Below are 21,639 nucleotides of genomic sequence, written 5' to 3' on the forward strand. Positions count from 1 at the left end.
ATACCTCTCATGCATTCGCTCAATTTATTAAGGATCACCAAGCCATTCAAAGTATGTCACGTGTAGGAAAATGTATCGATAATGGTCCAATGGAAAACTTTTTTGGCATGCTCAAATCAGAATTATATTATTTAAATAAATATGATACATTTGAAAGTTTAACAAAAGATATTGATCAATATATTCATTTCTTTAACACTAAACGAATCACATTAAAGATGGGTTTAGCTATTCCAGCATAAAAAAACACCTATGGATGAAAAACCATAGGTGCATAAAATTTATTTTTTTACCTGTCTACTTGACAGGGAGCAGTTCACTTTTCTTTCATCGTGCTTTTCTTATTTTAATCGTTACCTTTAATATTCGTTGAATGTAAGAAATAAATTAAAGTTTGTAATTCGTTCGTTAAGTCAACGTTTTGTATTTGGATATGATGAGGAAGCGATAGACGAATGGGTGTAAAGTTTAAAATACCTTCCACGCCATACTCAACTAATTGTTCCGCCATATGTTGTGCTTCTGATTGTGGGACGGTTAAAATAGCCACTTTGATTTGTTGAACTTCTAATTGTTCTTCCAACTCTTCCATACTATATATTGGTACGCCACTTAGTACGCGTCCAATTTTTTCAGTGTCTACATCAAATGCCGCACTAATCCGTACATTATTACTCTTATAGAAATTGAAGTTTAATAGGGCATGCCCTAAATGTCCTACCCCAATTAACGCAATATTTGTTAATTTATCTTGCGCTAATGTCCGGCTAAAAAAGTCCAACAAATGTTTGACATCATAACCATAACCTCGTTTACCGAGTGCGCCAAAATATGAAAAGTCACGACGAATGGTCGCACTATCAATCTTAACTGCTTCACTTAATTCGCTGGAAGATACACGATCTTTCCCTGCATCATGCAAAAATCTTAAATAACGTTGGTAAATCGGTAACCGCCGCGCGGTTGCTCGTGGAATAACACGTTCGCTACTCACATAATCATCTCCTTAATGTTCCAATTGATTTTGTTTAATCAATCCTATATATTTCACAATCTTCTCCTACACTTGTACATAAAATTATAGCACAATTTTTCACAATTGTAACCGCTTATGAACAATATAATGTTTTCATTATAATTTTAAATTGTATTTTCCTCATCAGTCTTTGTGAAATTACTTTTTAAACCCTTTTAGACAAGCGATTTTCTTCATTCATGAGATTCAATTGTGTTTCAATGATAAAAACGATAAAATGAAAGAGACTATGTATAAGAGAGGACAACTTATGATTGAATTAGAAGCACACCAAGTCGCCCGATTATTCGGTGCAGAAGTATTATTCGAAAATGTATCCATTCAAGTAAAAACCGGTGAACGCGTCGCTTTAATTGGTCGAAACGGTACAGGAAAATCAACCTTATTAAAAATGCTCGCTCAATTAGAAGCACCCGATGAAGGTTCTGTGCATTTAGCTAAAGGAAAAACTATTGGTTACTTAGATCAATATTCTTTGCCAGACCAAGACAAAACCGTTTATCAAACGATGCAAGCTATCTTTAAAGAAGAATACGCTTTGCTCAAACAACTTGAAACTATTACAGAACAGATGAGTCAACCTGATGTCATGAACGATCCAAAACAATCTGCTGATTTATTGCAACAATTTGACCGCTTGCAAATGACCGTTGAAGAAAAAGGTGCTTATCAAATTGAAAGTGACATTAAAATGGTTTTAAGCGCTTTTCAATTTCCGCCTAGCTTTTACGGCCAACCTGTTCACACTCTTTCTGGTGGGCAACAAACACGTTTAGCTTTAGCAAAATTACTATTAGAAGCACCCGATATTTTAATTTTAGACGAACCAACCAACCATTTAGATATTGATACATTAAATTGGTTAGAGTCTTACTTGATTTCTAGAAAATTAACTTTACTCTTCGTCAGTCACGATCAGTACTTTTTAGATAAGATTACCACTCGTCTTTACGAATTATCGCCCAATCATATTGAAGAATATCACGGGAACTATTCCTATTATTTAAAAGAAAGGGAAAGTCGATACCAACTTCAATTAAAACGATATAATGAACAACAGTCCGAAATTAAACGATTAGAAGATTATGTGCAGCGGAACTTAGCGCGTGCGAGCACCACTAAACAAGCACAAAGTCGTCGAAAAAAATTAGAACGTATGGAACGCATTGAGCGCCCAAAAGATGATCAACGGGCGATGCGTTTAGTATTCAATATTCAACGAGAAAGCGGAAAAGATGTTTTACAGTTAGATCGATTAAGTATTGGTTATGACCAACCACTCGCCGATCAAATCAATTTGCTCTTAAAACGTCAACAAGCGATTGCGATTGTTGGAGCTAACGGCGTCGGTAAAACAACGTTACTCAAAACTATTATGAAAGAAATCGACCCACTTGGCGGAACGATTACATTAGGTAGTCATGTCGATTTAGGTTATTATCACCAACAAGTGGATCATCTTAATCCTAAAAATACAATTCTCAATGAATTATGGAACGATCACTTCCTCTTACCTGAGCAAACCATCCGAACATTATTAGGTTCTTTCCTCTTTTCAGGGGATGATGTAAAAAAATCAATTGGTCAATTAAGTGGGGGCGAAAAAGCTCGCGTGTCCCTTGCTAAACTTTCTTTAGAACAACACAATACCTTATTAATGGATGAGCCAACGAACCATTTGGACTTAGATAGTAAGGAAGTGCTCGAAGATGCTTTAGAAAACTTTGAAGGCACGCTATTATTCGTTTCTCACGACCGTTATTTCATTAATCAAATTGCAACGGCGATTTTAGAAATCGAAAACGATACTTCTACTTTATATTTAGGGGATTATGATTATTACCTTGAAAAGAAAGAAGAAATGTTAGCTATACAAGAAGCAACTGCGCAGTTAGAACAGCCCAATCGCTTAGAGCAAGCGCCAATTGAAGAACCAATGAAAGAAGCGAAAGCGCATTACACTAATCAAAAAGAACGCCAAAAAGAGTGGCGTCAACTCTCTCGACAAATTGAACGAGCGGAAACGACGATTGATACGTTAGAACAACGAATCGATGCCATTCATACGGAAATGACTCAACCCGACGTATTGCAATCCCTCGAGAAGATGGAACCTTTACAAAAAGAGTTAGAAACTTTGCAAGCACAACTTGAAGAAGTAAACGACGAATGGGCGGATTTGGCTATGGAAATGGAACGTTTTGAAGCCTAATCACCTCAAAAAATTATGATTGCTATCATTAAAAAGGAGACGATTTGATGCATACACCACTATTTTTAAAACCACATGTTTCACCTAAATTATGGGGGCACGAAGAATGGGCGATTTCTGCTCATGCAAACGGTCCAGCACTTATTATTGAGGGTGAATTTGCCGGTCAATCATTAACAACAGTTTGGCATGAGCATCCCGAACTATTTGGTGTCGATACAACTCAACCTTTCCCGTTACTGATTAAAGAACTCTTTGTACATGATGACTTATCCATCCAAGTTCATCCGGATGATTCATATGCATTAGCACATGAAGGAGAACTGGGTAAAACAGAGTGCTGGTATGTATTAAATGCTCAGGAAGGAACAGAAGTCGTTTACGGTCATACAGCACCGACTCAAGATATATTCAATCAATTAGTTGATCACGGCCGATTTGACGAACTGATTCGTTTACAGCCTTTACATACGGGTGATTTTCTTTTCGTACCTAGTGGAACCGTTCATGCACTTAAAGCCGGTTCAACCATTTATGAAGTGCAACAAAGTTCCGACACCACTTATCGTCTGTATGATTATGATCGAGTGGAAGAAGCAACTGGTGAAAAACGTGAACTACACATTCAACAGTCAAAAGATGTGACGACTATTCCACATCAAGTCGATTCATTCGAGCCTATTGTGGAAACATTTGGACACAATCAAGTGACGACGTTGTTACGTTCTAACTTTTTCAATGTCTATCGTTTTGATATTCAAGACACGATGCACTTCAAAACACAAGCACCTTACTCATTAGTGAGTGTCATCGAAGGATCCGGCCAACTAATTATTGAAGATGTTTCTTATCCCCTTCAAAAAGATACACACTTTATATTACCCACTCGTGTGAAATCATATGACTTAGCAGGTCAGATGTCCTTAATGGTAATCACTCCGCCTAAAAATTAACTTTAATCATTTTTTTACAACAAAAAACCACTTGGCATGAGCCAGTGGTTTTTATTTTTTGTATTCGTTTAGTCACCAACGGGATGTAAAACATTTTCTTTTGGCATTTTTTTAAATTCAAAATATAACAACGTAGTGGCCAATGTCACACTCATTAAATCAGCAATTGGTGCTGAAAAAACAATGCAATTAATACCAAAGAATCGAGGTAACATCACCATTAAAGGTAAGAGGAAGAAAATTTGTTTCGTAAGCGATAATAATGCGCCCTTCTTCGCCTTGCCAATTGATGGGAAAAATGTTGAGGCAGATATTTGAATACCATTTGTAATGGTAAAGAATAAGAAAACGCGTAAATAATGTGTAGCAAACGCATAGTATTCTTCTGACCCACTTCCAAACAATGCAATAATTGCGCCTGGAAACACTTGGAATAGTGTAAAGGCAATAACTGAAATAATCATGGCTATTTTTAATAGGACGCGCATCGTTTCACGCACACGCTCATATTGTTCTGCGCCATAATTATAACTAAAAATAGGTTGCGCACCTTGTACTGTCCCAATAATAATTGCGATAAAAATCATATTTACTTTAGCGACAATCCCTGCAACCGCAATCGGGATGTCACTCCCTAAATTCGATTGCGCGCCATAAACTTTCAGTAAATTATTCATCGTAATTTGAATAATACTTGTTGAAAATTGGAAAATGAACGATGACATGCCTAAAGAAACAATAACATGGAACGTCGAAAAACTCGGAATGAAATCTGAGCGATTAAACTGAACCGATTTAAATCGGAATAAATAGGCCCCTAAAATAAGAGCTGACACAATTTGACCAATGACTGTCGCCCAAGCCGCACCCTGGATTCCCCAACCAAAATAAAAAATAAACAACGGATCCAAAATCGTATTTAATAAAGCCCCTGCCACAATAGCTAACATCGAATAGGTTGACGAGCGATCCGCTCGAACTAAAGGATTCATCCCTGTTGAGAATAAGAAAAAAGGCAACCCAAATGACGTAATACCGGTGTACTGCATCGCATAGGTTAGAATATTATCCGTTGCACCAAAAAAGATCATTAACGGTTCAAGAAATAAACGAACAATGATACACAACACTAACCCTAAAATAAGTAGCATACTCGCCGCTGTTCCTACTGCTTCACGTGCTGCTTGAGGATTACGACGGCCTAACTCGAGATTAAAACGAGAAGCAGCCCCCAAACCTGTCATTAATCCAATCGCCAATGATAACGTTACTAAAGGAAAAGCAATATTAGTTGCCGCATTCCCTAAATACCCTACTCCTTGACCGATGAAAATTTGATCGACAATATTATAAAAAGCATTCACAATATTTCCTATAACAGCCGGTATTGCTAATGACGCCATTAATTTTGGAATCGGCCGATAGCCCAATGGATTATTATGCGATTCATTTCTATTCGACATACATCATCCTCCTTATTATTTAATGATTTGTTTTCAATAAATGATTTTTATTATGATATAGTTAAGATAATGCGATACGATCAATGCCATCGTATCACTTAGAAAAAAGAAAGAAGGTGTCTTTTATGACCCAGACATTTACCTTTCGTCCGATGCAAGAAGCAGACGGCCCAGCAGTCATCCAACTGCTGTGGATTATATTTTTAGATATGGAATTGCCGCTTTTACAAGAATTACCTCATTCAGCAATTCAACAACTCATGCTCCAATCGATGCAAGACGATACGTATCGTTATAGCCCAAAGCGAGGCGTTGTAGTCGAGCAAGATGGGCAAATTGCTGGCGCGGTGTTTTCCTATCCAGGTGATGAAGAACCTCTCATTGATCAAGCATTCAATCAATTAGCGCAAGCCACTTATCAACACCCTTTCGTTATGTTTAATGATTTAGAAACACAACCCGGTGAATATTACGTAGATGCGTTAGTTGTTCACCCCGACTTTCGTGGGGCTGGCCTAGGTCAACAATTACTGATGCAAGCAAAAACGGCAGCAGTTCAATCGGGATACCGCCGTCTCGATTTAAATTGTGATGTTAACAATCCCAAAGCTCGAGCGCTTTATGAACGTTTAGGCTTTCAACCAACCGAACAACGACAACTAAGCGGGCATTGGTATGACTTAATGACCTTCACTTTTTAACAGGAAATGGAGCTAGGAAAATCCTAGCTCCTCTTTTTGACTTACTTTATTCATCATCAATTTCCTGTTTGTTTACTTTTAAGCTTTCACATCTTGATAGATTTCATCAGACATTTTGCGAACTACATACGAACAGGTCGGATGAATTTTGACTTGTTCTTTTCGTGCGTATTCAATTAATGCCTGAAACAATTGATCTGCAATCCCTTGTCCTCGTAATGACGGATCGACAAATGTATGGTTGGCATTAATTACTTGTTCACCCATCGATACATAAGTTAATTCAGCTAACTTCTGTCCCTCTTCATTGACATAAACAAAGGCTTGCCCTTCATGTTTAATCATATCATCCCTCCTCGATACATTATATTATACACCGTTTTATATCAAAATACTTGTAACGAGCTTACTTCACTCAATTCACTGATTCATCCAAACGCTCTCGCACTAATTCAACCGCTAAATCTATATTAGTTGCCGGTGTATAAAAATCAGGACGATCCATTAATCGTTTCCAAGACGTATGATATTGGTCACTCAAATGAATGGATTGCATTTGGTGGTGAAATTGATCTAATTCATGTGCCATAAGAAAAGCTTCCACCACATCTCGTTTTAGATGTGCATCTAGATTGATTGGACTTCCTAATACATGTTCCAAAAAAAGTGAAACATAAAAAAGTCGATAAGGTACGCCCAACACTTCTTCCACTTCAACTAATTGATTCTGATTCAATCGTTTCGTTTTCCAAGTCGCTTGTAATTGTTCTTTGAATGTTTCGCTTTTACTATAAATAAGTTGCTCTTCTGGTGCATATTGGTATGTTTTATGACGAGGATATCGTCGGTTACTGTCTACTCGATAAGCTGCGTTTGGGACATAGCTACCGTCTGTATCTGAAATTTGAATGATTTGTTGATAATCTTCTGGTTTTAATTTTGTGCGTTGCAAGTGTTTACGAAAAACTTGTTCCACTAATTGCTTCGGATGATGATTCGTTTGACGTGTCAAAATATCACCTGACGTCACGTGTACATCGAGTGGCGTCGTTTGTGTCAATTCATGAAAATATTCGCCGTATACTTGGAAATCTAAATCGCCTTCAACAATTAATAAAAGATGCTTATTCCTCATGTGATTCACCCCGCTCATCCATCGTTGAGAGCCAACGCTTAGCCGTTCTCAATGCTCGTTGAATGGTAAACGGATTGATTTGATGCCCTTTTTGCTGTACTTGATCCACTTGTAACAAACGTAAATAGGCATCTCTTAAATTCGTTTCTTCCTGATCAAAAGTAGGTTGCACATACCGATTAGATTGTGTGAAAGTCGCAAAATAAATTTGATGAGGTTCTAAAATTTCAAGTGGCCGTAAATTGTGCGACGTAAAAATAAGTTGACCACGCGCCCCACGTTGCATCACTTCCAACAGTTCACCTAATAAATATTCATAAATACCACTATCTAATTCATCAATTAAGACAATCGCCGCTTCATCATGATAGACATTAATTAAGGCGCTGATTAATTGAATGATTTTTTTCGTTCCAGTTGATTCGTACGTCAACAATAATCGTCGATCAGAGCGAACAGCCCATATTTCTAATTGATTTTGTTCCGTAGAAGTTGCGACAACTGCTAAATCTGGCAAGAGCGCTTGAAGCACTTGGTTTAAAGGAATGAGACGCTTGTTTAATTGGTCAATCGCTTCATCCGATAAAACGTGCTGCGATTCATAATCGATCCAATTCAAGGCATCTGATGAATGTTGTTGCCGATCAGGTAACCAAATCCGTGACTCATCCATCGCTTGTTTAGAAATATAAATGATTCGTGGCGCTATCTCATCTTTCAATCGATGCACCCATTCAGCTTGCAAAGTAGAATGATCTTCGTTCAATATAAATGGCGAGGTCAACTGTTCTTGGTTAGTTTGTGTTATCTCTGCTAGATGACTTGATTGCCAGTCGAACACAACTTGGCTCGTTGCGTCGACTTCATGAACTGCCTGCGTTGTTAATTTTTCATGTAACACTGTAGCAAACGCTGGTTGATCAAGTGTGCGTTCAATTGTGACTTCATAATGAACATTGATCGTTTCATTCAATTGGAAAACGACTGCAACAGTCGCCGGTTGATCAAACGGTAAAATATCTAACGTTGCTTGTGTTAGTGCCTTTCCTTTCCATAGTTCACTTATTAGATGCAACGCTTCTAATACAGTCGTTTTTCCCGATCCATTGGGACCATAAATGCCAACGACATGATGATACCCGTCAAACGTATTCGCTTGAAAAACTACATGTCCATACGCTACATTTTTTAAATGTTTTACTGTTACTTCACTCAGATGAAATTGTTCGATTGTCATCGTCTCACTTCTTTCTTATCTGCCTATTCGCCAACATACGATACTCTTCTTAAATTTGTAGTCTCTTCTTCACTTCACTTTGACTTTACGCTGACTTGCGGAAGGAATATTCAATTCTTTTCGATATTTTGCTACCGTTCGACGCGCCACATTGAGTCCTCGTTGTTCCAATTGCTCACTCAACCCTTGATCAGAATACGGTGTCGTCTTTGATTCAGTCGCTACCAGCTCGGTTAATGCCGCATGAATCATGTCTTTTGTTGCGTCGGTTTCTTTCGACACTTTAGTCGGAAAGAAAAAACGAAACGGTAAAGTTGCTCCATTCCATTCCATGTATTTATCTTTTACTAATCGACTCACTGTTGATTCATGGACGCCCATCCAGTCCGCTACTTCTTTCATTGTTAATCCTGTTGGAAACGAACTTTTTTGATTTAAATAATCGGATTGAAAATGAATAATTGCTTCAGCTAGACGACTTAACGTTTGTTCACGCTTCGTTAGCGCCCGTTTGAGCCATTCGAATTCTTGTTTTTTCACTTTTAAATACTGTTGGAGTTCATCATCTTTCATTTCCTGATATTCATTAAATCGTTGTTGATTAAAGATGATATTCGGCATCATCGCCCCATTTAAACGATAAGTGATTTCACTAGCTGATGTTTGGACGACTATTTCAGGATATAAATATTCCGCCCCACCTTCTCCATATTCCATTCCAGGTCGAGGCGTCAGATGCTGAATATATTCAAAGACATCTGCTACTTCACGTGGTGTAATCGATAACTTCATCGCAATCGTATCAAATGCTTGTTGAACTAATTCATCAAAATAAACTTCTAATATATAGTACGTTAGCGGTGGAGACAGCTCATCTCGTTCTGTTTGTAACATTAAACATTCTTGCAACGAGCGTGCTCCCACTCCTGCTGGTTCCAATTGTTGAATCAATGTAATGGCGTCCAATAATTGAATCGGCTCAATCGTTGCGAACTCTTTTATTTTCTCCTCTTTTAAATACCCGTCATCATCAATGCCATCTAACAATTGAATCATCACTTCGCGAATCGGCGTATCACGATAATTCGATAACACTTGTTCATATAAGCTACTATATAGCGATTGATGCGAATCATTTGGTAGGGATTCCATCCAATTATTATCGTTCCATTCATCCCCATTTGAAAAGCGTTGAGAAGCCTCAAAATAATAATCTGTATTTTCCAATTGAATAAATGGATTATCCATCACTTGCTGATTTAAAAAATCTTTTAATTCAATCAAATTATATTGAAGCAACTCAATGGCTTGCTGTAACTCTGCATTCATTCGTAATGATTGTTTTTGTTTTAAATGTTGTTCCAAATTTTTACGCAATTGCCTCACCCTCTCTTACTAGTGTTTAAGCATTTAAAATAGTGTTTAAACACTAACTGTTCATTTATCAGTCATTTCCCACTCAAAAGTTGGCACGCAACTTGCATATATACTAGTGAAGAGGAAGGAGGTGTTAAAATGAACACAAAATATTTAGTAGCTAGCCATGGTCGCTTAGCGAGTGGCATTCAAAGTTCTATTAACATTCTAACAAATCAAGGTGAAAAGATTAAGGTAATTGATGCATATATTGATGATTCTGATTACACAGAAGCGGTTGAAGCATTTATTCAATCTATCGAAGCGGATGAATATGGTGTGGTTTTCACTGACTTATATGGTGGTAGTGTCAACCAACGAATTACTTCTGCTGTTGTGTCATCTGGTAAACAAAATCAAATCACTATTGTTACAAATGCCAACTTAGCAATTGTTTTAACGGTGATGATGATGGCTGATGCACCAACTCCAGAAAACATCCAACCGTTAGTATCTGAAGCACAAATTCAAATTGTTGAAACACAAATGAATGAAGCTGACGATGATGATTTCTTTGCTTAAAAAATAAATATTAAAGGAGATAAATAAAATGATTACACAAATTCGAGTAGATGACCGTTTAATTCATGGACAAGTAGCTGTTGTGTGGGCAAAAGAGTTAAACTCTCCATTATTAGTTGTTGCCAATGACGAAGCAGCCAAAAATGAAGTGACACAAATGACCTTAAAAATGGCTGTACCTTCTGGATCAAAATTATTAATCCGTTCAGTTGAAGAAGCAATTAAAGTATTCAAAGATCCACGTGGTAAAGACAAACGTATCTTCGTTATCGTTAACAGTGTGAGTGACGCTAATCGTATTGCTCAAGCCGTTGAAGAAATTGAAACAGTTAACGTTGCTAATGCTGGTCGTTTTGACAACTCAGACCCTGCAGAAAAAATCAGCGTATTCTCAAGTGTTCAATTAAACCCAACTGAATTAGCAGCCGCTAAAGAATTAGCTAGCTTAGAACGTGTTGATTCTTATAACCAAGTATTACCAAGTAATGCGAAAAAAGATTTAGCAGAAGCATTAAATAATTTATAAAACACATATAAGGAGGATGTACTATGTTATTTTACGCATCAATGGCCTTTGTTGCTGTCTTCTTCTGTTTTGCCGGCAACTACTTAACAGGTCAAAGTATGATGGAACGCCCTCTAGTGGTCGGTCTAGTGACCGGTCTCTTAATGGGTGATATGAAAAGTGGTATTTTAATTGGTGCCGCTTTAGAAGCAGTCTTTTTAGGAAATGTTAATATCGGTGGAGTTATCGCAGCTGAACCTGTTACTGCAACTGTTTTAGCAACCACATTCGTTATTGTATCAAACGTTGAACAACAAGCAGCGATTACACTAGCTATCCCAATCGGAATGCTTGCCGCTTTCGTTGTTATGTTTATGAAAAATGTCTTTATGAACTTATTCGCACCATTCTTAGATAAATACGCTCGTACAAACCAACAAGGAAAAATTATTGCACTACATTATGGTACATGGATTATTTATTATTTCATTATTGCATCAATCTCATTTATCGGTGTATTAGCCGGAAGTGAACCAGTTAACCAACTAGTCGCTAACATTCCAGAAATGTTAATGAACGGATTAAAAGCTGCCGGTGGATTACTACCAGCTGTTGGGTTCGCTATGTTAATGAAATTACTTTGGGATAACAAACTTGGCGTATTCTACTTATTAGGTTTCATTTTAACAGCTTACTTAAACTTACCTGCCGTTGCAGTTGCCTGTGTCGGTATCGTAATCTGCGTTTCAACAGCATACCGTGATATGGAAATTGCTAACATCGGTCGCAATGCTCGTCCAGTCGGTGAAATCGTAACTCAAGAAGATGAAGAGGAGGACTTTTTCGCATGAAGAATCAACAAGTATTAACTAAAGAAGATCAAAAAATGTTGCGCTCCATGTTTTGGCGTTCATGGACAATGAATGCTAGTCGTACAGGGGCAACACAATACCACGCAGTTGGTGTTATTTATACCCTTCTACCTGTTATTAACCGCTTCTATAAAACAGATGAAGAAAAAGCAAGAGCCCTTGTTCGTCATACAACATGGTTCAACGCAACAATGCACATCAACAACTTAATTATGGGGATTGTTGCAGCGATGGAAAAATCAAATAGCGAAGATGAAACATTTGACGAAAATACTATCACAGCCGTTAAAGCGTCTATGATGGGACCAATTTCTGGTATCGGTGACTCATTCTTCTGGGGAATTTTACGTGTTATTGCAGCAGGTATCGGTATTTCATTAGCAAGTACAGGTTCTCCTCTTGGTGCCATTGTTTTCTTAGCATTATACAACATCCCTGCTTTCTTAATTCATTACTATGCTCTTCATGCTGGATATTCTTTAGGGGATAACTTCATTCGTCAAATTTATCAAAGTGGTATGATGAGTGTTGTTACTAAAGTATCAAGTATGCTTGGTTTAATGATGGTTGGTAGTATGACAGCTTCTAACGTTAAATTTAAAACTGCTTTAGAAGTGGCTGTTAAAGGTAGTGAAGAACCTATTTTACTTCAAACATACCTTGACCAACTATTAATCGGCTTAGTGCCATTAAGTGTGACAATGCTTACTTTCTACCTAGTTAAATATAAAAATGTAAATATCAACTGGATCATGTTAGGTATTATCATTTTAGGAATTATTTTGGGCGTTTTAGGCATTGTATAGTATAATAAAATTATCATACAAGTATTAAAATGAGGCTGATTATTATAATCAGCCTCTATCATTTTATTTAATGATCTATTTATTTTGAAATGGCGGTGACCACATGAGTGACACATTAAAAGAAGAATTACTAACCATTATCCAACAACCTCATACGAAGTGGACCACGAATGAATTAAGTGACTTAATTCAACGCAGTCGGTCTGTCACAAGTCTTTACTTAAACGAATTAGCTCGAAATGGTGCCATCGAAAAGAGTAACACGCGCCCTGTTTATTGGTCCGCACAAATGATGCCTTCTAGCAGTAATACGTCGTCTGATGCGTTTAAACACTTTATTGGTTCTTCTCTTGGATTCGCACAAACCATTGAAGAAATAAAAGATGCGTTAATGTATCCTCCAATTGGACTTCCTATTTTACTCCATGGAAATAGCGGTGTTGGAAAAAGTTATTTAGCTCATCTCATTGCCGAGTATTTAAAAGACGAAGAACTCCCTTGCTCCGACCATCTGATTGTATTTAACTGTGCAGATTATGCAAACAATCCGGAACTATTGTCTTCTGTCTTATTTGGGTACGTGAAAGGTGCCTTTACAGGAGCAACTTCCGATAAAAGTGGGATTTTAGAACAAGCCAATAATGGCATTTTATTTTTAGATGAAGTTCATCGCTTGACTTTAGAAAATCAAGAAAAATTATTTCAATTTTTAGATAAAGGGTACTTTAGACGATTAGGGGAAGACACACAGGTGATTCATTCTAACGCCCGCTTACTACTAGCTACAACTGAAGAACCGAGCGAAGCGTTACTTCCAACATTTTATCGCCGCATCCCTCTCATTGTTCATTTACAAGATTTCCATCAGCGAACTCGTCCTGAACGAATCAAATTGGTGGCACACTTGTTCAAACGAGAAGGCGAACGAATTCATAAAAAAATTGCCATTGAAGCCGACTTATTAGAACAACTGATTAGTCGGAAATATAGCGGGAATGTCGGAAGTTTATCCAACGAAATTAAAATATTATGCGCGCAAGCGTATCGGAAACATCCTGATGATGGTCAACTATTGTATATTGCACTTAACCGTCAACATACCCAATTAAATTGGTTAGCCGTTGATGAATTAGTTTTACCAGCAAAACCATTAGATCAATCCATTAAAGAAGAATGGTATCACTTATTAACTCAAGATGATGTGCACGCCTTAAAACAACAACTCGAACCTTTTATTCAATCTTTGCATGATGCTTTTGATCATGATTTTTTAGTGGCGCTATATCAATCACAAATTCAACAAATGAAGCAGCAATTATATGCGACTTTACCTTATACACAAACTTCTCCACACTTTCAAGCAGACTTTTGGCATCATTTAATGATGCTGTGGTCCATTGAATTAAATGATGAATCGGTATATCAAGAAATTTACCAACGACTGAAAGCCGTTTATCCACGTGCTGTTTCTCTCGCACATCAAATTATTGGAGAACGTGCCGTTTTAGCGCGCATTGTACCGTTTGTCTTCATGCTCATTGGAAAAGTTTCAGAACGTATTCAATATCATGCTTTACTCGTTGCTCACGGTGAATCAACTGCTTCAAGTATTCAAAGCGTAGCTAATCAAATGTTAAATCAATATGTATTTGATGCTATTAATGTCCCTCTCAACTCATCACCTGAAGACATTATCGTCGAAGTGAAAGAATGGCTGTTAGAACGTGATACTTCCAATGGTGTCATGATGTTGGTGGATATGGGATCTTTAACTCAACTATATAAAGGCTTAAAGCCCCAAATCAAAGGGGAACTTTTAGTGGTAAATAATTTAACGACTTCATACGCTTTAGAAATTGGTCAAAAAATCATTCAAAAAGAACCCTTTTATGCGTTAGTTGATGAAATAAAACCGATTTTCCAAACGAATATTCAATATTTCGAAGGGTTTGATATTCAAACGAACGTTATTGTTTCCAGTATTTCTGGTCCAGAAATTACATCCAGCATTGCTAAAATACTGAAGCAGTATGTTCAAACGAATATTAAAGTGGTAGAGATGGAATATACTGAACTAATTGATCTATTAAATCGTACCCAAGCCGATCAACAGTATTTCTCATCAACAGTCGCCATTGTAACGACGACTCCATTAAATACGCCAGCTGCCGTCGAAATTATTAATTTAATGGACATTTTGACGAATAAACAAGATCCGGCATATTTAAAACCATTTGAACCTTTAATTACAGAATCGGCCAAACAAAGTGTATTGAATGACTTACTTTATCTCTTCTCGAAAGAAGGATTAACGGAAAAACTTGAATTTTTAAATCCTGACGTTATTATCACTCAAGTAGAACATGTTCTCAATCGCTTTGAACAACGTTTTCAATATCCATTTGATGTGCAAGTGAAATTCGTTTTAAGTATGCACATCGCTGTATTAATTGAACGAACGATGTTGGGCGCTGAAGCTTACGATATTCCCGTCGATTTAGGTACACTAAAAATTAATCAAAAATTATTCCTACCGAATATGAAGAGTATTCTTTTTGAGCTCGAACAATTTTATCGCATTAGCATTTCTGATTGGGAAATTTACGTGATCTACGAAATTATATCGGCTTCAGATCATCGATTAAATAGTTCGTCTTAAACCGCTTATAAACAAAAAAATCGAACGGCTTATCGTTCGATTTTTTGTTTGGCTTTTAATCATTAGAATCCGTCTTTAATTGATCATTAATTTCTTGACTTAATAAATCTGCTTTCCCACCAAAAACGGCTTGAATCCCACCATTTACTTCAAAGACAGCAGTAGCACCTAAGTTCTTAATCGTATCTTTTTGTACACGCTGTGGTTCTTTCACTGATACACGTAAACGTGTTGCACATGCTGTAACTGACTCAATATTTGATTCTTCACCTAATGCTTGAATAATAATACGTGCCTCATCTTCTAAACGTGATGATGTGCCTCCTGTGTTTTCTGAACTTACAAAGCTTTCTTCAGACGATGTTGCGACTTCAGTACCTGGAATTGCTACATTGAACCGTTGAATACAAAAACGGAAAACGACATAATATACCGCCGCCCAAAGAAGCCCGAGTGGTAAAACACGTAACCAATGCGTTTTTGCTTCTCCTTGCAATATTCCAAACAACGTAAAGTCAATTAACCCGCCAGAGAACGAATTACCAATTCGAATTTGGAGTAAGTCTGCAAAGTAGAATGATAATCCATCTAAAAACGCATGTACAACGTATAACCATGGCGCAACAAATAGAAACATATATTCAATCGGTTCTGTAATACCCGTTAAGAAAGAAGTTAATGCGCCACTAAAATATAGCCCACCTGATTTTTGACGATTACTTTTAGGAATAGAATGGTACATTGCTAATGTAGCAGCTGGTAATCCAAAAATCATTGTCGCAAAACGTCCCGCAAAGAATCTTGTTCCGTAAGTGAATAATCCCGTATGATTAGGATCAGCTAATTGTGCAAAGAAAATATTTTGAGCACCTTCCACCATTTTTCCCGCAACCATTTCTTGACCACCTAACGAGGTATACCAAAATAGCGGATAAATCGTATGATGTAATCCAACTGCTCCTGTTAAACGTAATAAGAAGCCATATAGAAATGTACCGAAACTACCTAATTTCGCCACTTCCGCTCCAACTTGTGCTAAACCGGCTTGTATTGGTGGCCAAATAACGAAAAACATCCCGCCAATAAAAATCGCTACAAAAGACGAAACAATCGGAATAAAACGTGAACCACCAAAGAATCCTAAAAACTGTGGTAATTGAATTTTTCGATAACGGTTATGTAAATAAGCTACAGTCGCACCAATCACGATTGACCCAACTACCCCCGTATCTATAGCAGCACCTTCCTTCGCAAATAATTGCAATAATGTGCTAATTGTCGCTGTGTACACCAAGTAGCTGACACCACCCGCTAACCCAGCTGTTCCTTTATCTCCATTGGCTAAACCAACCGCTAATCCAATCGTAAAGATAAGCGCTAGATTGGCAAATACAGCCCCTCCTGCGCCACTCATTACTTTCAAAATAGTTTGCAACCAGCCTTGATCTAAAAAAGGATAGGCCTTTACAGCACTTTCATTGGATAATGCCCCACCAATCCCTAATAACAAGCCTGCAGCGGGCAAAATAGCAATCGGTAACATGAATGCACGCCCGAGTTGTGAAAACTTTTTAAACATTTGATTGCCTCCTTTACAATATTGGTTACCCTTACATTCTACAAAAAAAGTTAACCATAATAAACACCAAAATTTGACGGATAAAAAAAGCAGCCTTTAATTGGCTGCTTACAGTCTATATTCATTTTTTAGCGTGTCACTTTTTTAGATTTAGCCATCCATTGCTTCAACTTGTTCTTACCATCTGCATAAACAAAGAAGAAGACAAGAGAATTAATCATCATTAAGATAACCGAGTAAACAAAGTTTAACGCAATTCCTTCTACTCCAGCTTCTGGCATAGAATTACTACGAATAACTACCCCAACTGGTTTAGCGGTTGGATTATATAGAAAGACGGATAAATCATAGTCTCCTAACTTCCCATTAAAATTGATTGCTACCATCGCTAAAATCGTTGGTAAAATAATCGGTAAAACTATTTTGACAAACGTATAAAATGGTTTAGCTCCTAAGTTTTTCGCTGCATCTTCTAAGTTTTGATCCACTGCATAATATGATGCTTTAATGAATCGGAACGTGTTCGGTAGCATCACTACCGTATAGGCAATCAACATGATCACTAGCGTTCCAGTTAATGACTGATTGAACACGATCCATTTAGGACTTGAGTAAGCTAAAACTAATCCTAACGCAAACATCAATCCTGGTAGTACCCATGGAATATGTAATAAAATCTCCAAGACTTCTGTCCAACGGTTGCGATATTTAAAGACAATTCGAGCGGCAATCGTCATCATCGTCACCGCAATAATCGCTGCAATAAATGAATAAATCACACTCGTTACAAACGGTTTGTACGCTGCACTATCTGTTAAGATTTTTTGATAATTTTCCAAACTAAAGCTATTCATTGTTAATTGGCGAGAAGAAATCGTTTGATAATCTGTAAATGAAAAGAGAATCACAATAATTAACGGTAATAAGTTAATGAATGCAAACACGTAAGCCACAACATGCGCCACGCCATTCATCACAGGATTCGTAATCTTCGTTAATTGTAAACTTGTTTTCACTTTCGATACAGATAAATAATTACCTTTTTTCTCATTTCTTTGCACAATATAAAGTAGAATTAATTGGAAGAATCCTAAGAATAATGACAAGACAGCTGCTAAATTTCGAGAACCTGGTCGCTGTGTAAATGTTAAAATTAATGGACCAATCGTTTCAAAATTTTTCCCACCAATTAATAATGGTGCAGACATCGCCATCAACCCTGTTTGGAAAAGTAAAATAATACAAGTCAATAAAATAGGTTTTAACGCGGGCAAAACAACGCGCGTTAGGACAACGAAATTAGATGCCCCTAGTCCTTTTGCCGCTTCGACTGTTTGATAATCAATACTTTTGAAAGCATTTCTAAAGAAAATCATGTAGTTTGTCGTACACGCAAAAGTCATTAAGAACAGCACGGCCCAAAAGCCACTAAACCAATTCAATGGTAAACTTGGAAAGACAGAACTAATAAATCGTGTGATAAACCCTCTCGATCCATATGTAAAAAGATATCCATTAGCTAACATAATCCCACCAAATACTAAAGGAATCATATAACAAATATTCAAAAAGAGCTTGCCTTTAATTTTAAAGTACTCTAAAAATAAAACTTCTAACACGCCTACAATTGTCGTTGTAATGGTCAAACACACGGCTAATATAAACGAATTTTTAATACCGCGCATCGCTCGTGTGGAATGAAAGATTTTTTTAATCGTATCTGCTGTAAAACCATTAGAGGAAAAGAACACTGTTTTCAAAATTGATACATTAGGAACGATCATAAAGGCTGTAATGAACCATCCTAAAAGTATCAAAAAAATCAGCAATCCTAAATGGACATTTTTAAAACGTTTTTTGGGGGCTGCTTCTTCCAAAACTTTCTTACCTCCTATTTCACAGCGTTTGTAGCATAGCTTAAAATATTTTCATGTTGGAAGCCAACGTAAACAGTGTCTCCGTTTTTGTATTGATCAGTGTCTACTTCTTTTTGGAATGAGAAGAGTTGTACACCATTTACTTCAATCACATAGTAACCATACATACCATAAAATTCTTTCTTAACAATTTGACCTTCCAAATGATTCAATGCTGTTGGTACTTTTGATAACACAATTTTTTCTGGTCGAATATAGAAAGAATCTTTTCCAACAAATTGAGTCGCATCTACTTTTAAGTGCGATAAATCTTCGAAGGTTAGCGCATTCGCTTCACCGATAAACTTACATACAAATTGAGTGGCAGATGCATTATAAATTTCCTCCGGATGAGCTATCTGTTCGATCTTACCTTTATTAAATACGGCAATCCGATCCGATAACATTAATGCTTCTTCTTGATCATGCGTCACGTATACTGTTGTAATACCGTATTTCTTTTGGAACTCTTTAATATCGTTTCGTAAAGACTTACGAAGTTTTGCATCTAAGTTAGACAACGGTTCGTCCATGACTAAAATTTTAGGACGCTTCGCAAGTGCTCGTGCAATTGCCACGCGTTGTTGCTGTCCACCCGATAAATTAGAAATATTTTTTTCTAACTGTTCTTGTGTCAAATCAACCATTTCAGCTAATTCTTTCACACGTGCGTCAATTTCTTGTTTGGACTGTTTTTCTACCTTTAATCCAAAAGCGATATTATCATATGCTGTCATCGTTGGGAATAACGCATAACTTTGGAACACCATACCAATTTGACGTTCATCAATTGGTTTATTAATAATGTCCTCACCTTCGATTTCGATACGTCCTTTACTTGGCGTTAAGAAACCAGCAAGTGCTCGTAAAGTCGTCGATTTACCACAACCAGAAGGACCTAATAGTGTAAAAAATTCGCCTTCTTCAACTTTAAAATTTAAATTAGGAATGGCGACAAAATCGCCATACCTAATCTCTACATCTTTAAAAGTTATCAAAACGTACACTCCTTCATTAATTACCTAATAAATTAAGTTCAATATGTTCTACCCATTCACTAAGATGTTTGCTAATAAATTTGTAGTCATTCTTTTGAGGTGTAGTCATTTTCAATATATCGTTAATACGTGGGTTAGTTGCTGCTTGAGCTTTTTTGTTTACTGGAGCTGATCCATAGCGTTTTGCCCATTCTGATTGAACTTCTTCACTACCTAAGAAATCGATAAATTCTTTTGCCTTAGCGTTCATTTTATCTTTTTTAATTAAACCAACTTGTTCAACTGTTTGAGGAACACCGTATGAAGGATCAATGATTCCTAATTTAATACCTAAGCTTTCTTCAACTACTGGTACATTACTTAAGAATGTATATGAGAAATCAGCGTCTCCATTTGCTAATGCATCGATTGAGTTTTGACCTTCTGAAGGTGTTTTTCCATTTGATAACACTTTAGCTAATTGGTCCCAACCTTTTTTAGAAATACCCATTTCACCTTTTTCATCTCGGTAGTTCATTAAAATGTTGTAAACAATCGCACTCGCTGTTGCTCCACCTAATGAATCTGGCACAATGTATTTACCTTTGTACTTATCATTATTTGCTAAATCTTGCCAATCTTTTGCTACATCTGCTTCGTTCATTTTATCTTTGTTATAAACGATAAACACTCGTTGTTCTTGTAATGGTGAGTACAAGTGTGATTCTGCGACCAAATCGCTATCTACATCGCCTAACCAATTTGGTTCATATGCTTCTAAAATGTCTTGATCAGCAATTTGGCTGAACAAAATTTGATTCATACCAAATACCACGTCTGCAATTGGTGCATCTTTTTCTGCAATAATACGGTTGTATAAGTCATTACCACCCATACCAACTAATTCAATTTCTAATCCTTTTTCAGCTGCTACTTCTTTTAAGAATTTTTCACGTTCATCTGTTAGTGAGTTAGAATACACCACAATTTTTCCGTCTGTTGCCTCTGATTCTTTCTTGCTTTCATCCTTTTTACCACACCCTACTAGCGCACCAAACGCTACTAAAGCTACTAACATCATTGCCAACCATTTCTTCATCAATTTCCACTCCTTTTTGTTATTATTGAAAAACGTTTTCATTCTTATATAGTATACATTTAAACTTTTTTTAGGTCAATAAAATAAGTGGTTTATACCAATTCAGTTAACAATTCCTATAGTTTTTTAGTTTATACATCACTTAAAACTACTTAATTAATAAATTGAATGTAACATATATAGTTGTTTATAACTTGAAGATATTGATTGAAAACGTAAGTAGTAAAAATTTAAATATTTTATGCTAAGATTGTTTTAATAATCATTTAGAACTGCTATTCCCTAAACATAAACTACCAATACTATTCATCTGCTAACCAGCGAGTTACTAAAAGCAAATATTATATATTAATTAAATGATTATGTAGATTATAATCACACACTTTTAGATAGATGATTCTTATAAAATTCTCATTAGTCAAGTCCATAATCTTGTGTAAAATACTATACAATGTTCTATACTCTCTTACTGGTTAAACTTGATATACTTTCTTGTAGAACTGAGCCATTCGTCATGTGTGTCCATCAGGACAGCGCCAATTAACCGATTG

Annotated in this window: 19 protein-coding genes; 9 read left to right on the forward strand and 10 right to left on the reverse strand. The window is 36.6% G+C overall.

Features of this window, described 5'->3' with window-relative positions:
• On the forward strand, positions 1 to 242 hold a 242-nt coding region (locus L866_RS0105865; RefSeq protein ID WP_025728974.1), incomplete at its 5' end, for an IS3 family transposase.
• A gap of 104 nt (positions 243 to 346) precedes the next feature.
• Here L866_RS0105865 and L866_RS0105870 read toward each other — a convergent pair.
• Entirely contained in the window at positions 347 to 994 is a 648-nt protein-coding gene (locus tag L866_RS0105870; RefSeq protein WP_025730076.1) for a redox-sensing transcriptional repressor Rex, read from the reverse strand.
• A gap of 292 nt (positions 995 to 1,286) precedes the next feature.
• On the opposite strand from L866_RS0105870, the gene L866_RS0105875 reads away from it, so the two are divergent.
• Together L866_RS0105875 and manA are read left to right on the forward strand one after the other, a co-directional pair.
• On the forward strand, positions 1,287 to 3,248 hold the full coding sequence (locus tag L866_RS0105875; RefSeq protein WP_025730078.1) for an ABC-F family ATP-binding cassette domain-containing protein: 1,962 nt from the start codon (positions 1,287 to 1,289) through the stop codon (positions 3,246 to 3,248).
• A 47-nt stretch (positions 3,249 to 3,295) separates the two neighbouring features.
• On the forward strand, positions 3,296 to 4,201 hold the full coding sequence (gene manA, locus L866_RS0105880; RefSeq protein ID WP_025730080.1) for a mannose-6-phosphate isomerase, class I: 906 nt from the start codon (positions 3,296 to 3,298) through the stop codon (positions 4,199 to 4,201).
• Between the two features lie 68 nt (positions 4,202 to 4,269).
• On the opposite strand, the gene L866_RS0105885 is transcribed toward manA, so the two are convergent.
• Complete coding sequence (locus L866_RS0105885; protein WP_025730083.1) at positions 4,270 to 5,664, reverse strand: MATE family efflux transporter; 1,395 nt, start codon at positions 5,662 to 5,664, stop codon at positions 4,270 to 4,272.
• Positions 5,665 to 5,789: 125 nt separating this feature from the next.
• Here L866_RS0105885 and L866_RS0105890 point away from each other — a divergent pair, with 125 nt between their 5' ends.
• On the forward strand, positions 5,790 to 6,365 hold the full coding sequence (locus tag L866_RS0105890) for a GNAT family N-acetyltransferase (RefSeq protein ID WP_025730085.1): 576 nt from the start codon (positions 5,790 to 5,792) through the stop codon (positions 6,363 to 6,365).
• A gap of 78 nt (positions 6,366 to 6,443) precedes the next feature.
• On the opposite strand, the gene L866_RS0105895 is transcribed toward L866_RS0105890, so the two are convergent.
• The 4 genes from L866_RS0105895 to rpoN all read right to left on the reverse strand — a co-directional run bounded on the left by L866_RS0105895 (position 6,444) and on the right by rpoN (position 10,114).
• Positions 6,444 to 6,710 carry a GNAT family N-acetyltransferase gene (locus tag L866_RS0105895; RefSeq protein WP_035446265.1) on the reverse strand — a complete coding sequence of 89 codons (267 nt, stop codon included), beginning with the start codon at positions 6,708 to 6,710 and terminating at the stop codon, positions 6,444 to 6,446.
• Between the two features lie 70 nt (positions 6,711 to 6,780).
• Entirely contained in the window at positions 6,781 to 7,500 is a 720-nt protein-coding gene (locus L866_RS0105900; RefSeq protein ID WP_025730088.1) for a hypothetical protein, read from the reverse strand.
• Positions 7,490 to 8,737 (reverse strand): AAA family ATPase, encoded by a 1,248-nt coding sequence (locus L866_RS0105905; protein ID WP_025730090.1) that lies wholly within the window; start codon positions 8,735 to 8,737, stop codon positions 7,490 to 7,492. The genes L866_RS0105900 and L866_RS0105905 overlap by 11 nt, the downstream gene beginning before the upstream one ends.
• A 69-nt stretch (positions 8,738 to 8,806) precedes the next feature.
• Positions 8,807 to 10,114: an RNA polymerase factor sigma-54 gene (gene rpoN, locus L866_RS0105910; RefSeq protein ID WP_035446267.1), complete on the reverse strand. Its 1,308-nt coding sequence runs from the start codon at positions 10,112 to 10,114 to the stop codon at positions 8,807 to 8,809.
• Between the two features lie 138 nt (positions 10,115 to 10,252).
• Here rpoN and L866_RS0105915 point away from each other — a divergent pair, with 138 nt between their 5' ends.
• The 5 genes from L866_RS0105915 (at position 10,253) to L866_RS0105935 (ending at position 15,517) form a co-directional block, all read left to right on the forward strand.
• On the forward strand, positions 10,253 to 10,675 hold the full coding sequence (locus L866_RS0105915; protein ID WP_025730094.1) for a PTS sugar transporter subunit IIA domain-containing protein: 423 nt from the start codon (positions 10,253 to 10,255) through the stop codon (positions 10,673 to 10,675).
• Between the two features lie 28 nt (positions 10,676 to 10,703).
• Positions 10,704 to 11,201 carry a PTS sugar transporter subunit IIB gene (locus L866_RS0105920; protein ID WP_025730096.1) on the forward strand — a complete coding sequence of 166 codons (498 nt, stop codon included), beginning with the start codon at positions 10,704 to 10,706 and terminating at the stop codon, positions 11,199 to 11,201.
• A gap of 23 nt (positions 11,202 to 11,224) precedes the next feature.
• Positions 11,225 to 12,031: a PTS mannose/fructose/sorbose/N-acetylgalactosamine transporter subunit IIC gene (locus tag L866_RS0105925; RefSeq protein WP_025730098.1), complete on the forward strand. Its 807-nt coding sequence runs from the start codon at positions 11,225 to 11,227 to the stop codon at positions 12,029 to 12,031.
• Positions 12,028 to 12,858 carry a PTS system mannose/fructose/sorbose family transporter subunit IID gene (locus L866_RS0105930; RefSeq protein ID WP_025730100.1) on the forward strand — a complete coding sequence of 277 codons (831 nt, stop codon included), beginning with the start codon at positions 12,028 to 12,030 and terminating at the stop codon, positions 12,856 to 12,858. Before L866_RS0105925 ends, L866_RS0105930 begins: the two co-directional genes overlap by 4 nt.
• Positions 12,859 to 12,961: 103 nt before the next feature.
• Entirely contained in the window at positions 12,962 to 15,517 is a 2,556-nt protein-coding gene (locus L866_RS0105935; protein ID WP_025730102.1) for a sigma 54-interacting transcriptional regulator, read from the forward strand.
• A 55-nt stretch (positions 15,518 to 15,572) separates the two neighbouring features.
• Here L866_RS0105935 and L866_RS0105940 read toward each other — a convergent pair whose 3' ends face one another.
• From L866_RS0105940 to L866_RS0105955, 4 genes are all read right to left on the reverse strand, one after another.
• Positions 15,573 to 17,096, reverse strand: coding sequence for a PTS transporter subunit EIIC (locus L866_RS0105940; RefSeq protein WP_025730104.1), 1,524 nt, complete (start codon positions 17,094 to 17,096; stop codon positions 15,573 to 15,575).
• A 128-nt stretch (positions 17,097 to 17,224) separates the two neighbouring features.
• On the reverse strand, positions 17,225 to 18,973 hold the full coding sequence (locus L866_RS0105945; RefSeq protein ID WP_025730106.1) for an ABC transporter permease: 1,749 nt from the start codon (positions 18,971 to 18,973) through the stop codon (positions 17,225 to 17,227).
• Positions 18,974 to 18,987: 14 nt separating this feature from the next.
• Positions 18,988 to 20,010, reverse strand: coding sequence for an ABC transporter ATP-binding protein (locus L866_RS0105950; protein ID WP_025730107.1), 1,023 nt, complete (start codon positions 20,008 to 20,010; stop codon positions 18,988 to 18,990).
• Between the two features lie 16 nt (positions 20,011 to 20,026).
• Positions 20,027 to 21,088, reverse strand: a complete 1,062-nt coding sequence (locus tag L866_RS0105955; protein ID WP_025730108.1) for an extracellular solute-binding protein — start codon at positions 21,086 to 21,088, stop codon at positions 20,027 to 20,029.
• Positions 21,089 to 21,639: the final 551 nt, after the last annotated feature.

It is taken from the genome of Atopobacter phocae ATCC BAA-285 (assembly GCF_000526675.1).
In the GTDB taxonomy this organism is placed as follows: Bacteria; Bacillota; Bacilli; order Lactobacillales; family Aerococcaceae; genus Atopobacter; species Atopobacter phocae.

What these genes read in the sequence shown, in the direction of transcription:
- manA (WP_025730080.1), top strand. Translation starts at nt 3,296, where the DNA reads ATGCATACACCACTATTTTTAAAACCACATGTTTCACCTAAATTATGG.
- L866_RS0105915 (WP_025730094.1), top strand. Translation starts at nt 10,253, where the DNA reads ATGAACACAAAATATTTAGTAGCTAGCCATGGTCGCTTAGCGAGTGGC.
- L866_RS0105920 (WP_025730096.1), top strand. Translation starts at nt 10,704, where the DNA reads ATGATTACACAAATTCGAGTAGATGACCGTTTAATTCATGGACAAGTA.
- L866_RS0105955 (WP_025730108.1), bottom strand. Translation starts at nt 21,088, where the DNA reads ATGAAGAAATGGTTGGCAATGATGTTAGTAGCTTTAGTAGCGTTTGGT.
- L866_RS0105930 (WP_025730100.1), top strand. Translation starts at nt 12,028, where the DNA reads ATGAAGAATCAACAAGTATTAACTAAAGAAGATCAAAAAATGTTGCGC.
- L866_RS0105900 (WP_025730088.1), bottom strand. Translation starts at nt 7,500, where the DNA reads ATGAGGAATAAGCATCTTTTATTAATTGTTGAAGGCGATTTAGATTTC.
- L866_RS0105875 (WP_025730078.1), top strand. Translation starts at nt 1,287, where the DNA reads ATGATTGAATTAGAAGCACACCAAGTCGCCCGATTATTCGGTGCAGAA.
- L866_RS0105895 (WP_035446265.1), bottom strand. Translation starts at nt 6,710, where the DNA reads ATGATTAAACATGAAGGGCAAGCCTTTGTTTATGTCAATGAAGAGGGA.
- L866_RS0105935 (WP_025730102.1), top strand. Translation starts at nt 12,962, where the DNA reads ATGAGTGACACATTAAAAGAAGAATTACTAACCATTATCCAACAACCT.
- L866_RS0105885 (WP_025730083.1), bottom strand. Translation starts at nt 5,664, where the DNA reads ATGTCGAATAGAAATGAATCGCATAATAATCCATTGGGCTATCGGCCG.
- L866_RS0105940 (WP_025730104.1), bottom strand. Translation starts at nt 17,096, where the DNA reads ATGTTTAAAAAGTTTTCACAACTCGGGCGTGCATTCATGTTACCGATT.
- L866_RS0105905 (WP_025730090.1), bottom strand. Translation starts at nt 8,737, where the DNA reads ATGACAATCGAACAATTTCATCTGAGTGAAGTAACAGTAAAACATTTA.
- L866_RS0105925 (WP_025730098.1), top strand. Translation starts at nt 11,225, where the DNA reads ATGTTATTTTACGCATCAATGGCCTTTGTTGCTGTCTTCTTCTGTTTT.
- L866_RS0105890 (WP_025730085.1), top strand. Translation starts at nt 5,790, where the DNA reads ATGACCCAGACATTTACCTTTCGTCCGATGCAAGAAGCAGACGGCCCA.